A 13,613-nucleotide genomic window follows, 5' to 3' on the forward strand; every position below is an offset into this window, starting at 1 on the left:
CGGGTCTGTTGGATTATCGGCCTGTATGGCCGCGCAATTGCGGGAAGCGTAACAGCCGGGGGGCCGGTCGCGAGTTAAAAATCCTTGCTGTGCGGAGAAGAAAAACTTTCGTCTCCAGTTTCACCCGCGCGTGGTCGATCTGATCGATGCCCGACAAAAATCCCAGCGAAATCCTGCTTTTATCGAAAGGATATTCCGCCATGCGGCGCATGAGCTGGTAAGATGGAAACGAATTTCCTCAATCGCGTTTGAAATAGTACACTTTATCTATAGAAAATGTTTTATGGCGTGTAGCGTGCCGTCCAGATCGCAATTTCGAGGACGAACGCCATGGCCAACGCCGCTCTTCGCCAGGGAACCCAACCCGTAACGGTGTGGTATACACGCTGCCCGGCGCCCACGCCGCTTTCCATCGCAACGCAACTGGGCTGGATTGAGCAGAGTTTTGCCAACCACGGCATCTCCGTTTCGTCCATTCGCGATGCGGCCGATCCAGCCATTCGCCAGAGTCATTTTGATCATCGGCTGGACTGGTCGTTCCGTCAGGGCGGCAACATCCCACCGATCTGGGCGAAATCCGGTGGCCGGAAAACACGGCTGGTGGGGCTGACAAGGACCGACGAGTTCCAGGCCGTCATTGCCTTGCCCGCAAGTGGCATAAGCAAGGGAAGCGATCTGAAGGGGCGGCGCATCGGTCTGCCGAAGCGCCCGGACGAGATCATCGATTTCCAGCGCGCCACCTCGCTCAAGGGCATCGTGTCGGCATTGACGGTCTCGGGGCTTTCCATCGCAGATGTCGAGCTTGTCGAGCTTGCCGCCAAAGAACCCGTGCTGCTCGGCCCGACGGAGGAACGGTTCCACGGTCTGCGCCGGCGGCTTCCCTATGGCGAGGAAATCGCAGCATTACACCGGGGCCAAATCGATGCATTTTTCGTCAAGGGCGCGGAAGGCGTCACTGTCGCCAATCTCATCGCCGCGCAGGTCGTGGTATCGACGGGTTTTCACCCTGATCCGAAGATCCGCATCAATAACGGTACGCCGCGTCCCCTGACCGTGGACGCCACTTTTGCCGATGAGCGTCCGGATCTGGTAGCGGAACTGGTGGCCACGGTTCAGCGCGTTGCGGATTGGGCAAATGACAATCCGGGGGAGGCCGTGCGTTTCATCGCTCGCGAGATCGGCGTCAGCGAGGAGGCGGTTCTCGCTGCGAATGGCCCGGACGTATATCGCAATCTGAGACTCGGTCTCGATCCGGCTGAGCTGGATGCGCTCAGTCACTTCAAGGATTTCCTGCTGCAATGGAAATTCATTCCCGAAGATTTCGATGTCCAGGACTGGGCCGATCCACGCGCCCTTTCTGCACCGCAGGATACCGCGCACCATATTGTTGGGAGATGATAACATCATGGCAGCCATCATTCTTGTAACGGGTGCAACGGGCAAGCTCGGGCAAAGGGTCGTCAGCCGTCTTTTGCAACGTCAGGCGGAGGTTCGGGTATTGACCCGCCGGCGCGAAGACGCGCTTAAGCTGTGGGGCGACAGGGTCGAGATTGCGGAGGGTAATTTTTCCGATCGGGCCAGCCTGAAGGCGGCAGCGCAGGGGACCGACAGGGTGTTTCTGCTTTCGCCCATCGGGGAGACGCTGGCGGCAGACCAGAAGACGGTCATCGATGCCGCTCTCTCCGCCGGTATATCGCGGATCGTGAAAATATCCGGTTCCGACTGGACTATTGGAAATGCTGCACGCTCGATTTCGGGAGCGGCGCATGGCGAGGTGGAACAATATCTGGCGGCAAGCGGCATCGCGCATACGGTGTTGCGGCCGAACGCCTGGATGCAGGTTGCGCTGGAGCCTGCTGTCGCCGCGCTTCGCAAAGGCGAGGACGTGCCGGCCCGTTTCGGCGATGCGGCGGTCTCCTTCATCGATGCCGACGATATTGCCGATGTCGCTGTACAGGCTCTGACTTCAAGCGCACCGCTCGTCGGCCCATTGGTGCTGACCGGACGCGAAGCGCTGACGGCGCTGGAAATTGCCCGCATTGCGGCCCGTATCCTGCATCGGCCCGTTGGCGTTTCGCACCATGCTGCCCCCGTCTTTCCGCCGCATATCGGCGTTTTCGAACAGACGGCGATCGGTGAATTCGGAGAACTCATCCGCGAAGGTTTCGCCGCATCCATCACCGACGCCATCTACCATATCACCGGCCGCCAGCCCCGCAGTGTCGAAGATTATCTGCGCGCGCGGCTGGCGACTGCCCCACAGGGTGATCGTTCCGAGGGAGAAAAGACATGGCGCTGACTGTTCCATTACCCGAAGATTCTGAGCTCAAAGGTCTTGAGCTGAAAGGCCCGGCTGATTTCGACGACAGCCCGCTCAGTCGCGCCATAAAGCAGCCCCTGATGCTCGGTCTGTTCCTCAATCTGCAGGATATCAATTTCTCCAGTTTGCCGACCAGCAACAGCTGGACCTTCGATTACAATGTCGAACTGGTGAAGCGTGCCGAAGAGCTCGGTTTCGAAATCGCCTTCAGTCGCACGCAATGGCTGCCGAAGGGTGGTTATGACGGTGAATCCTCGCTTGACAGTTTCATTGCGCTTGGCGCGATGGCGGCGGTGACGAAGAGCATTTTGCTGATCTCCACCATCCACGTTCTTTACGGGCCCCTGCATCCGCTGCATCTCGCCAAATATGGCGCGACGCTGGATCATATCGCCCAAGGGCGCTGGGGCATCAACATCGTCACCGGCCACCGTGCCATCGAACATGAAATGTTCGGCTGGCAGCGGATCGATCATGACAAGCGTTATGACATGGCGGGGGAATTGTTCGATGTGCTCCACCGCCTTTGGGGAGAAACCGAAAACTTCACTTATGAAGGCAAGCTCAACCCGTGGGCGATCAACAATGGCTGGATCACGCCGAAGCCCGCTTTCGGCCGTCCGCCGCTGGTGACAGCGACCGGTTCTCCCGCCGGTATCGATTTCGCCGCCCGTCATTCCGATCTGGTTTTCGTCACTTCGCCGGGCGGTGCGCATATAGACAGTGCGCTCGAAACGCTTCCCGATCATGTCGCCACCATCAAGAACCGCGCCAAAGCCTATGGCCGGCAGGTGAAGACGATCATCAATCCGATCATTGTCAGTCGCGATACGGAGAAGGAGGCGATCGCCTATGCCGATGCCATCGAGGCCGGAAAGCCGCAGCCCGGCACGCGTGCTTTCGCCACCAACAATTACGACAGCGACGCCCATGCCTGGCGCGGACGCGGTGATGCACGCCACAAGCAGGGCCGCAATCTAGGTGGCAATATCGAAATCATCGGCTCGCCGGAACAGGTGGTCGAGCAGCTTGTCGGCCTGAAGAAGGCGGGGATCGATGGCGTTCAGCTGAATTTCTACGATTTCCGCGAAGACCTCGATTATTTCGCCGAGCGTATTCTGCCCTTGATGAAGGAGGCGGGCCTGAGGCTCTGACGCCTTTCCAGCCCTGATTTTCCTATCCGAAGCCAATCCTTCGCAATCGTCCGATTGCGAAAACGATATTTTTTGTCCTGAGGAGATACCGTGAATATCGCCGTCGATCCCGTTAAAACACCCGCCCCTAAAATCATCGACCGGATCGGGACCTTTGTTCCCGAGCTCGTCTCCATCCGCCACGACCTGCACCAGCATCCCGAAATCGGCTTCGAGGAGGTGCGCACGTCAGGCATCGTCGCTGAAAAGCTTGCTTCCTGGGGCATCGAGGTTCATCGCGGTTATGGCAAGACCGGCGTGGTTGGCGTGCTGCGCGGCCGTCATGCGGGCAATCGCTCCATCGGGCTCCGGGCCGATATGGATGCCCTACCGATGCCCGAGGAAACCGGTCTGCCCTATGCGTCCGTCCACCCCGGAAAGTTCCATGGCTGCGGGCATGATGTGCACACCACCATCCTGCTCGGCACCGCCCGTTATCTGGCGGAAACCCGCGATTTCGCCGGCACGGTGGTGTTCATTTTCCAGCCTGCCGAAGAGGGACTGGGTGGCGCGCGCGCCATGATTGCCGATGGGCTGTTCAAGGATTTTCCGGTCGACGAGATTTACGGGCTCCACAACTCCACCCATGCCGCGCCCAATCACCTCAAGGTTTCGCCGGGCACCATTCTGGCTGGTGCGGATTTCTTTGACATCCGGCTCAAGGGCCGGGGTGCTCACGCCGCGCATCCCGATGTCTCCCGCGACCCGGTGCCGGCAACGGGTGAGCTGATCCAGGCGCTGCAGACCATCGTCAGCCGCAACGTATCGCCGACCGATCCCGCCGTGCTGTCGATCACGCGGATCGAAGCTGGATCAGCCTATAACGTCATTCCCGAAACGGCCGCGATTGCCGGAACAGTGCGAGCCTTCTCCGACAGCGTGCGCGAAACCATAAGGGGCCGCATCCGCACCATCTCGGATCACATCGCTGCTGCCTATGGCCTGACTGCTGAGGTGGATATTCGCGACATATTCTCGGTCCTTACCAATGATGACGTGTCAGTGGAAATCGTTGCCGGCGTGGCGCGCGAGGTTCTGGGAGACGAGCGCGTTTCCACGGCGCCCGGCCGCTTCATGGGCAGCGAGGATTTCGCCGATCTTTTGAAACACGCACCGGGTGCGTTTTTCACCCTTGGCCATTCCGGCACGGTGCCTGCCCACAATCCCGGTTTCATCGTTGACGACGACATCCTGCCCGTCGGGGCGACCCTGTTCGCGCGGCTGGTGGAAACCCGGCTGAAACCTGCCTGAAATTTAAAAAAAACAAGTCTGTAAGAGGAAACATCCATGGATATTACAAGACGTGAGACATTGCTTCTGAGTGCCGCCCTGGCCGGAGCCACATTGCTGCCATCCCTGCCGACGCTGGCGGCGGAAACGCCGAAAAAGGGCGGGATCGTCACTTTTGCAGGTCTTGGCGAGCCAACGACGCTGGTGCCGCTTTCCGATTCCAATACGCGCACCCGCGCCATTTCCACGAAAATCCTCGAGGGTCTGGTGCGGTTCGACAGCGAGTTCAAACCGCATCCCGTTCTGGCCGAAAGCTGGGAAACATCGGCCGACGGACTGCGCTACACTTTCAAGCTGCGCAAGGGTGTCAAATGGCATGATGGCAAGGATTTCACATCGCAGGACGTCAAATTTTCGTTGCTTGCCTTCAAGAAGGTCGGACCGCGGGGGCGCATCACCTTCGCCAATGTTGCCGATATCGAAACGCCTGATCCGCTGACGGCCGTGGTGGTGCTTTCCAAACCTGCGCCTTATCTTCTGCGCGCGCTGACGGGCGGCGAAACGCCCATATTGCCGGCCCATGCCTATGCTTCGGAAAACTACAATGAAAGCCCGAACGGCAATGCGCCAATTGGCACAGGCCCCTTCGTGTTCGAGGAATGGAAACGCGGCAGCTATGTGAAGCTGAAGAAGAACCCGGATTACTGGCAGGCCGATCTGCCCTACCTTGATGGTTTCGTGGCACGGTTCGTCGCCGATGCGGCTTCCACCACCATTTCCGTGGAGACGGGTGAGGCGGATTACACCGCCGATGTCTCCTACAGCGATCTTGAGCGCCTGCGGCAAAATCCGAAACTGGCTGTGGAGGTCTATACCGACGCTTATCTCAACAATGCGGCCGTGTTCGAGTTCAATCTGGAGAACCCAATTCTGGCGAAGAAGGAGGTGCGTCACGCGCTGGCCCACGCCATCGACCGCGATTTCATCAATGACGCCATCTTCTTCGGGACGGCGAAACCTGCCGGTTCCAACATCCCGGCAGTCTTCACCGCCTATAACGACGAAAAGCCTTTCACCTATCCCTTCGATCTCGCCAAGGCGAATGAGTTGCTGGACAAGGCCGGCTACCCGAAGGGCGCGGATGGCACCCGCTTTTCGCTGCGGCTCGCCTTTCTGCCGTCCGACGTCTTCCGTAAAACGTCCGAATATCTCCGCTCATCCTTCGGCAAACTCGGCGTGAAGGTGGATATCGTCGAAGGCGATCTCGCCACCTTCATCAAGCGCGTTTATACCGAGCGCGGTTTCGACCTGACGGTGAACGGCATCAGCCGGTTGTTCGATCCGACGGCGGGCGTGCAGCGTCTTTATTGGTCCGATGGCATCAAGAACCCCGCGCCTTATGTCAACGCCGCCCACTATAACAATCCTACGGTGGACAATCTTTTCCGGGCGGCCGCCATCGAGGTTGATGAAACGAAGCGGGCCGGGCAGTTCCATGAGATCCAGAAAGTCGTCGGCGACGAGCTGCCGAATTTCTCGATCGTTGCTTTGCCGACCGTCATTCTACGCAACACCAGCCTGAAATCGCTCGTGACGACCATCGACATTGCCTATGGCGATCTGGCGACGGCCTGGAAAAGCGAGTGAGGACAGAAATCCGATCACCCTGCGGCGCGAAAGTTATGACGAACTTTTCTCCGCATTCAACGTCATCTTCGGTCTTGCACCGAGGATCTCCCAAGGCATCCTACGCCTTGTAGATCGCAGATGCTCGGGATAGGCCGGAGCATGACGAAGGAGAGGTTTTACGCCAACAGCATCTCACCAGAACCCGGCAATTCTGCCGGGTTTTTTATTGCCGAAACCCACCTTCCATCCTGTTTGCACCTTCGCGCGGCAAGCCTGTTTCAGGGAAAAACTTTGCGCATGAGACAGATCGGGTGAAACAGCGATGCCATCCACGAAAATTTCGAAAAAATCAATTTCATCAATAATTTAGCGCAAAGATTTTCTTCGTTTCCAAGCAAGAATTGCTTTCTGGACCCGCGCTATGGCCGCCTGCACTGTGAGCTGGAAATCTCACCCTCACATGATGGATGCCATGGCCAAGGATACGCTTTTTTTGATCGCTCCCGGTTTTGAAGACCCCAAGCACCCCGGTGTTCGGTTCGTCTGCCCGCATTGTAACCAGATCGAGGGTCTGCTCGCCGCGTTTCCTGACCTTGCCGCTGGGATCGACGTCCACCGCGTCGGGTTCCAGCGCCCACGTGAGGCGGTTATCGCCGTAGTGGGGGAGGAAAATCAGTCGCTGCCGCTGTTCATCTTCGCCGGCGACGCGCCTGCCGACGTCACGGTCAAGGGCGAGACGCATTTCATTCAGGACACCAAACGCATTTTGCAAATCCTCGCCGAGCGCCACGGGTTCCCGCAGCTGCACTGAGTTGCCGCACCCCGCATATCGGATTTTTCGGAGATAGATATGACCATTTCCAGACGCCAGTTTCATAAGATCGCACTTGCTGCCGGCGCATTCGTGGCGCTCCCGGGCGGTTCTTTCGCCGCGGCCGAAGAGCCGGTTTCGGGCGGCACGCTCAAGATTGTTTATTTTCCTGAGCCGACCCAGCTCGTGGCCATCAATACCAGTGCGGGCGGACCGCAGTTCATCGGCTCGAAGATTTATGATGGGCTTCTGACCTATGACTATGAGCTTTCGCCGAAGCCGAGCCTCGCCAGGGAATGGAGCGTTTCGGCGGACGGACTGGAATATGTTTTCCACCTCCAGCCGAAGGCCAAATTCCATGATGGCAAACCGGTAACATCGGCGGATGTGGAATTTTCCATCCTGCGGCTGAAAGAGGCCCATCCGCGCGGTCGGGCGACGTTTGCGAATGTCGAGAGCGTCGATACTTCCGATCCGCTGGTCGCGAAGGTGAAGCTCTCCAAGCCGGCGCCGGGCCTGATTACCGCGCTCGCGTCCTCTGAATCGCCCATCGTGCCGAAGCACATCTTCGAAACCTTCAAACCGACCGACAATCCCAAGCCTGCCCAGATCATCGGCAGCGGCCCCTTCGTGCTCAAGGAATGGGTGCCCGGCAGCCATATCCTGCTGGAGAAAAATGCCGACTACTGGGATGCGCCGCGCCCCTATCTGGAGCGCGTCATCATTCGCCTCATCAACGATGCGGGCGCCCGCGCGGCGGCGTTGGAAACCGGGGAAGGGGATATTGGCCCCAACCCTGTGGCGCTCGCCGATCTGGAACGGCTGAAAGCAATCCCGACACTGAAGGTGGATGACCGCATCTATGCCTATGCCGGCCAGCAGAACCAGCTGGTCATCAATCTTGAGAACGAATATCTGAAGGAACTGAAGGTCAGGCAGGCCATTGCCCACGCCATCGATGTTCCGGCGCTCATCGATACCGTGCTTTACGGTTACGCTGTGCCATCGCCGACGCCGATCAGCCCCGGCCTTGCAAAGTTCCACAATCCCGATATCGGGTTTGCCAAGTTCGACGTCGCGCAGGCGGAAAAATTGCTGGATGAGGCCGGTTTCCCGCGCAAGGATGGCGGCAAGCGTTTCAAGCTCCGCGTCACCACCAACCCGTTCAATCCGCAGACCTATTCGGATTTCATCGCGCAGGCGCTGTCGAAGATCGGGATTGAGGCCGATATCCAGAAATTCGATTTCGGCACCTATGTGAAGGTGGTCTACACTGACCGCGCCTGGGACCTTTCGGTGGAATCCCTGTCCAACACTTTCGATCCGACGGCCGGCGTCCAGCGCGTCTACTGGAGCAAGAACTTCAAGATCGGCCTGCCATTCTCAAATGCCAGCCACTACGCCAATCCGGAGGTGGACCGGCTGCTGGAAGCGGCGGCCGTGGAGCCTGACATCGAGAAACGCGCTGCCTTCTTCAAGGAATTTCAGGCCGTTGTCGCGAAAGATCTTCCCGTCATCAATCTCGTCGCACCCATCCAGCCGGTCGTCGGCAGCGTGCGCATCAAGGATTATGCGACGGGGGCCGAAGGTCTCGGCGGCAATCTGGCCAGGGCATGGCTGACGAAGGAGGCGTGAGCCGCCGCAGTTGGTTCTTAGAGCAGTGAGGTCATTTCCATGAGCAGAAAATCCGAAAAGCTTGTTCTCAACGCCTTCATCTATCCGGGCGGACATCACGAAGCGGCCTGGCGGCATCCGGATTCGGAGCCGCACCGCGTCACCGATATCAGGCTTTATCAGGATATCGCCCGCAAGGCCGAGGCGGCGAAGCTGGATGCGATCTTCTTTGCCGATGCGCCGGTGCTGGATGCCAATATCCGCTATGCCGCCCGCCACCGGCTGGAGCCGATCACCATGCTGGCGGCGCTCGCCGCCGTCACCGAAAAGATCGGCTTCATCGCCACGGCGTCGACCACCTATTATGAGCCTTATAATCTCGCCCGGCTGTTTGCCTCTGTTGATCATATCAGCGGCGGCCGTGTGGGCTGGAACATCGTTACGACCTCGGCGGATGCAGCGGCCGGCAATTTCAACCTCCAGAAGCACCCGCCGCATGCCGATCGTTACCGTCAGGCCATCGAGTTCGTCGATGTGGTGACAAAGCTCTGGGACAGCTGGGAAGACGATGCCATCGTCGCCGACAAGGAAAGCGGACTGTTTGCCGAAACAGATCGCATCCATCCCGCCAATCACGATGGCGAATTTTATCGGGTGCGGGGCGCATTGAATGTGCCTCGTTCACCGCAGGGACGGCCAGTCTATGTTCAGGCAGGCTCCTCGGAGGAAGGCCGCGGTTTTGCCGCCCATTATGCTGAGGCAATCTTTACCGCGCATCAGACTCTGGAGAGTGCGCGGTCTTTTTATTCCGACATCAAGCGGCGTGTGGCAGCCACGGGGCGCAATCCCGCCCATGTGAAAATCTTACCCGGCATCAGCCCCTTCATCGCATCAACCGAAGAGGAGGCACGAAACCTTGAGGCCTCCTTCAACGATCTCATCCAGCCGGCATTTTCGCTTGGGCAATTGCAGCGCATCACGGGCATAGACCTGTCATCGGCCGATCTCGACCGGCCGCTGCCGCAGGAGGCCGTGGAAGCGACGCGCGCGCAGGCGAACAGCAGCCGCCATCAGCTGGTTCTCGACGTCATCGACCGGGAAAACCCGACGATCCGGCAATTGCTTCACCGGCTTGCCGGCGGGCGTGGTCACAAGGTCATATCAGGCACACCGGAACAGGTGGCGGACTGGATAGAGACCTGGTTTCGCGAGGGTGCTGCCGACGGATTCAATATCATGCCGCCATGGCTGAATGGCGGGTTTGACCTCTTCGTGGACGAGGTGGTGCCGATCCTCAAACAACGAGGCCTCTTCCGTGAGGATTATAAGGGCGACACGTTGCGTGATCACTACGGCCTGCCACGACCTGACAATATTTACGTGGCGAGAGAGCCGCAAAAGGAACGCGCCTGAGGTGGGACGGGCGTGTTCAGGCGGCGGCCTCAAGAGCGCGCATATCCTCGCGCAACAGAGCGAGTAGAGATGCGACCTCTGGTAGCCGCCGCCTGTCAGGACTGGTCAGGAGGTGATACCGGCTGGCGGTCGGCTGCGGCGAACCAAAAGGAGCGATCAGGCGGCCGCTTTTCAGTTCTTCCGAAATCAGCGAATGACGCACCAGGCCTATGCCGTGCCCGGATGAGATCGCTTCTATCAGCGCGGTCTGGCGTGAAAAACGCGGACCCGTTGCGGAAAGCCTGAGCGGAATGCGGCAGGCGCGAAGCCAGTTCGCCCACTCAAACGCCGGGTCAAGGCCATTACCACGCAGCAGCGCAAAGCCGATATCACGCAACCGCTCCGGTTCGCCTGCAAGGCCATGGCGGTTTGCAAAATCCGGGGTGCAGACGGCGCTGACGGTATCGGGAAATAGCGGCTCATGAATGAAGCCGGGAATTTGGGCGGCGGTGGCGACGAATGCGCAATCGGCATCAAAATGGGTGAGGTCGACGGTATCGCCCTCGATGGATTCGATCGAAAGCTCGACGTCTCCGAGTGCCGGAACGATGCTGCCTAGCCGCGGCGCAAGCCAGCGGGCGGCAAAGCAACCTTCCGCCAGAACTTTCAACTGCGGCCGCGCATTGGAAACCATCAGGTCGGAAAGACCGCCGATCATGGTCTCGAAAGCGTCCGCCAGACCGGGATAAAGTGCGCTGCCGGCATCGGTCAGCACCAAGTCACCGCGCTGGCGGCTGAAAAGCGGCTGGCCGAGGTGGGTTTCGAGAATCCGGACCTGCTGGCCGATGGCAGCGGTCGAAACATGCAGCTCCTCCGCGGCGCGTGAGAAGCTGGCGTGGCGCGCAGCCACGACAAAGGCGCGCAGGGCCGTCAACGGCGGCAGCCGGGAAAGCGTGGGCAGGCGAAAAGCTGTCCGGCCCCCGGCGGGAGCGACAAACTCCGTTCTCATTGCTGCTTCTCCTTTGTCGGCTGCATCTTCCGCACAGTCAGAACACCCGGCCTTCCCTGAGATGTGTCGTCGTGCCGTTGAGATAATAATCACCGATCACCCGCGCTTTGTGGGCAAGCGGATTGTGATTGTAGACGGTGCGGATATTGCGCCAGTGACGGTCGAAATTCCGGTCGCTGGATGTCGCCGAACCGCCCCCCAGTTCATAAAGGTTGGTGGCAACGGTCAGCGACAGCTGCGAGGCAATGATCTGGGTGCGGGCAGTGGCGAGCGAGCCTTCCAGCAAGGCCGCCTCGATCGCCTCTTCATCGCCGGTGGCGAAGGCGGCCGCGGTACGGTCGAGCGTTCGGGCTGCTTCGCGGATAAGGGTTTTCACCGCGAAGGCGCCGGCGCTGATTTCGCCGAGCATCTTCTGCACGAAGGGGTCCTGATTGGCGGTTTCGGCGCTGCTGTGAAGCGTGGTGCGCGCCTGGCGCAAAACATACTCGACACCGTCATTCAGCGCGCCCTGAACGGCGCCGGCGGCCGAGGCGGCAAGGTGCAGCTGCCGCATGGCCGAACTGTGCCGGCCAATCTGGCTGCCGAGCTTACGGGTCGTCAATTCATGCGGCAGAACCTCGACATTCTCCAGCAGCACGCCGCCGCTCGCCGTCATACGCTGGCCCATGCTGTCCCAGTCATCGAGGATGGTGATCCCCTGGCGATCAAGCGGAATGAGCACGCCGATCGGTTGCTCGTCATCGCCGATAGCGCTGAAAGTGCCGAAATCGGCAAAGGCGGTACCGGTCGCATACCATTTGCGGCCGTTCAGCCGGTAACGGTCGCCATCGGCGCTGAGCCTTGTGGTGATTTCGCCGGGGCGCTTGGTGCCCTGTTCGGTGCTGGCACCGGCGAAAAGCTTGCCCGCAAGCACATGTTCGAGATGCCGCCGGTCTTCCAGCTCGATGGGTGCGAGAGCGAGGTTTTCGGTAAAATTGAAATGGCTGCGAAGCGCGTGCGGAATATTACTGTCGGCTTCGCCGAGGATCATCAGCACCTCGATATAGTCCGCAATCGAGCCGCCCGGTCCGCCCTTGGCTTCGGGAATACGCAATGTACCGATCTTCGCCTCCTTGATGAGGGCGAATATATCGTAAGGAAGTTCCCGTTGGCGTTCGCGGCGGGCGGCATCCTTTGCTGCGATAGCCGCAATGTCCTTTGCCCGGGCCAGAATCTCGTCACGGCTCGGTACGCCGGAATTGTCGGTGGTGGTTGTCTGCAGTTTCGGATTGGACATTGCGGTTTTCCCTGAGCGGATGTGAGGGCCTGCGGCACAGCGCGCCGCAGGCATGGTCTTCTGGACGATCAGGCGACCGCGCGCGGCTTGAGCGCCGGGCGGTGTGCGGGCTCAAGATTGCGCGGCACACGGCCTTCGACGGGGTGGCTCGGATCGTTGAAACCGGGTGTGGAGGGATGGCCTGTCGTGACGAGGCTGTCGACCAGCGCTTCATCTTCCGCATCGATCTTCACATCGAGTGCGCGAATATATCCGTCCCAATGCTCTTCGGTGCGCGGGCCAGTGATGGCGGCGGTGACGAACTTGTTGTTCAGCACCCAGGCGAGTGCAAAATCGGCTGCCGAAACACCCTTCGAAGCGGCGTGGGCCGCGACCTTCTGGGCGATCTCGACCGATTCCGGACGCCATTCGGTTTCCAAAACGCGCTTGTCGCCACGGCCAACGCGGGTATCGGCACCCGGCTGTTCGCCAGGCTGGTATTTGCCGGTCAGCACGCCGCGGGCGAGGGGCGAATAGGAGACTACGCCAAGGCCGTAATGATTGGCCGCCGGCAACTGTTCGGCTTCCGCCGTGCGGTTGACGATGTTGTAGAGCGGCTGGCTGGCAACCGGCCGGTCGATGCCGAGCTGGTCGGCCAGATGCGAAATTTCGGCGATGCGCCAGCCGCGGAAATTCGACACGCCGAAATAACGCAGCTTGCCGGCGCGGATGAGGTCTGCAATGGCGCGCACCGGCTCTTCCAGCGGCGCATCGAACACGGCGCGGTGGAAATAGAGGATGTCAATGTAATCGGTGTTGAGGCGGCGAAGCGAATTTTCGACCGTTTCGATCACCCATTTGCGCGAATGGCCGCCAAGGTTCGGGCCCTTGGTATGGGAGTTGACGAATTTCGTGGCCAGAACCCAGTGATCGCGCGTGGCCTTGATGCCGCGGCCCACGACCTCTTCCGACTTGCCGTCGTGATAGACATCGGCGGTGTCGATGAAATTGATGCCCTGTTCGCGAGCCTTGTCGATGATGCGGAAGGCCACGTCATCCGGCGTCGGGCCTCCGAACATCATCGTGCCGAGGCTCAGCGGTGAAACTTTCAGCGCGCTGCGTCCGAGATAGCGATAGTCGACCATTATGGTTGCTCCTTC

At 59.8% G+C, this 13,613-nt stretch carries 11 protein-coding genes; 8 read left to right on the plus strand and 3 right to left on the minus strand.

The window, feature by feature from the left end; genetic code table 11:
- The first annotated feature begins 330 nt into the window (after positions 1–330).
- The 8 genes from AGR2A_RS22165 to AGR2A_RS22200 all read left to right on the plus strand — a co-directional run bounded on the left by AGR2A_RS22165 (position 331) and on the right by AGR2A_RS22200 (position 10,210).
- Positions 331–1,398 (plus strand): ABC transporter substrate-binding protein, encoded by a 1,068-nt coding sequence (locus AGR2A_RS22165; protein ID WP_072493147.1) that lies wholly within the window; start codon positions 331–333, stop codon positions 1,396–1,398.
- Positions 1,399–1,405: 7 nt separating this feature from the next.
- Entirely contained in the window at positions 1,406–2,299 is an 894-nt protein-coding gene (locus AGR2A_RS22170; RefSeq protein WP_072493146.1) for an NmrA family NAD(P)-binding protein, read from the plus strand.
- The gene (locus AGR2A_RS22175; protein WP_034497015.1) at positions 2,290–3,474 is read left to right on the plus strand and encodes an LLM class flavin-dependent oxidoreductase; all 1,185 of its coding nucleotides are present in this window, start codon (positions 2,290–2,292) and stop codon (positions 3,472–3,474) included. Before AGR2A_RS22170 ends, AGR2A_RS22175 begins: the two co-directional genes overlap by 10 nt.
- Before the next feature lie 90 nt (positions 3,475–3,564).
- Positions 3,565–4,764 carry a M20 aminoacylase family protein gene (locus AGR2A_RS22180; protein WP_072493145.1) on the plus strand — a complete coding sequence of 400 codons (1,200 nt, stop codon included), beginning with the start codon at positions 3,565–3,567 and terminating at the stop codon, positions 4,762–4,764.
- A gap of 36 nt (positions 4,765–4,800) precedes the next feature.
- Entirely contained in the window at positions 4,801–6,390 is a 1,590-nt protein-coding gene (locus tag AGR2A_RS22185; RefSeq protein ID WP_072493144.1) for an ABC transporter substrate-binding protein, read from the plus strand.
- Between the two features lie 442 nt (positions 6,391–6,832).
- Positions 6,833–7,183 carry a DUF3088 domain-containing protein gene (locus tag AGR2A_RS22190; protein ID WP_006698441.1) on the plus strand — a complete coding sequence of 117 codons (351 nt, stop codon included), beginning with the start codon at positions 6,833–6,835 and terminating at the stop codon, positions 7,181–7,183.
- Positions 7,184–7,222: 39 nt separating this feature from the next.
- Entirely contained in the window at positions 7,223–8,818 is a 1,596-nt protein-coding gene (locus AGR2A_RS22195; protein ID WP_035206885.1) for an ABC transporter substrate-binding protein, read from the plus strand.
- Between the two features lie 39 nt (positions 8,819–8,857).
- Complete coding sequence (locus tag AGR2A_RS22200) at positions 8,858–10,210, plus strand: LLM class flavin-dependent oxidoreductase (protein WP_072493143.1); 1,353 nt, start codon at positions 8,858–8,860, stop codon at positions 10,208–10,210.
- 16 nt (positions 10,211–10,226) lie between these two features.
- Here AGR2A_RS22200 and AGR2A_RS22205 read toward each other — a convergent pair whose 3' ends face one another.
- From AGR2A_RS22205 to AGR2A_RS22215, 3 genes are all read right to left on the minus strand, one after another.
- The gene (locus tag AGR2A_RS22205) at positions 10,227–11,198 is read right to left on the minus strand and encodes a LysR substrate-binding domain-containing protein (protein ID WP_072493142.1); all 972 of its coding nucleotides are present in this window, start codon (positions 11,196–11,198) and stop codon (positions 10,227–10,229) included.
- A gap of 37 nt (positions 11,199–11,235) precedes the next feature.
- Positions 11,236–12,474, minus strand: coding sequence for an acyl-CoA dehydrogenase family protein (locus tag AGR2A_RS22210; protein ID WP_072493141.1), 1,239 nt, complete (start codon positions 12,472–12,474; stop codon positions 11,236–11,238).
- Positions 12,475–12,542: 68 nt separating this feature from the next.
- On the minus strand, positions 12,543–13,598 hold the full coding sequence (locus AGR2A_RS22215) for an aldo/keto reductase (protein ID WP_072493140.1): 1,056 nt from the start codon (positions 13,596–13,598) through the stop codon (positions 12,543–12,545).
- Between the last annotated feature and the right edge of the window lie 15 nt (positions 13,599–13,613).

The sequence above is a fragment of the Agrobacterium genomosp. 2 str. CFBP 5494 genome (genome assembly GCF_900013495.1).
In the GTDB taxonomy this organism is placed as follows: Bacteria; Pseudomonadota; Alphaproteobacteria; order Rhizobiales; family Rhizobiaceae; genus Agrobacterium; species Agrobacterium pusense.

Bases quoted from the DNA above. Each gene is read 5' to 3' on its own strand.
- AGR2A_RS22190 (WP_006698441.1), top strand. From the start codon at position 6,833: ATGATGGATGCCATGGCCAAGGATACGCTTTTTTTGATCGCTCCCGGT.
- AGR2A_RS22200 (WP_072493143.1), top strand. From the start codon at position 8,858: ATGAGCAGAAAATCCGAAAAGCTTGTTCTCAACGCCTTCATCTATCCG.
- AGR2A_RS22185 (WP_072493144.1), top strand. From the start codon at position 4,801: ATGGATATTACAAGACGTGAGACATTGCTTCTGAGTGCCGCCCTGGCC.
- AGR2A_RS22175 (WP_034497015.1), top strand. From the start codon at position 2,290: ATGGCGCTGACTGTTCCATTACCCGAAGATTCTGAGCTCAAAGGTCTT.
- AGR2A_RS22165 (WP_072493147.1), top strand. From the start codon at position 331: ATGGCCAACGCCGCTCTTCGCCAGGGAACCCAACCCGTAACGGTGTGG.
- AGR2A_RS22205 (WP_072493142.1), bottom strand. From the start codon at position 11,198: ATGAGAACGGAGTTTGTCGCTCCCGCCGGGGGCCGGACAGCTTTTCGC.
- AGR2A_RS22215 (WP_072493140.1), bottom strand. From the start codon at position 13,598: ATGGTCGACTATCGCTATCTCGGACGCAGCGCGCTGAAAGTTTCACCG.
- AGR2A_RS22195 (WP_035206885.1), top strand. From the start codon at position 7,223: ATGACCATTTCCAGACGCCAGTTTCATAAGATCGCACTTGCTGCCGGC.
- AGR2A_RS22170 (WP_072493146.1), top strand. From the start codon at position 1,406: ATGGCAGCCATCATTCTTGTAACGGGTGCAACGGGCAAGCTCGGGCAA.
- AGR2A_RS22210 (WP_072493141.1), bottom strand. From the start codon at position 12,474: ATGTCCAATCCGAAACTGCAGACAACCACCACCGACAATTCCGGCGTA.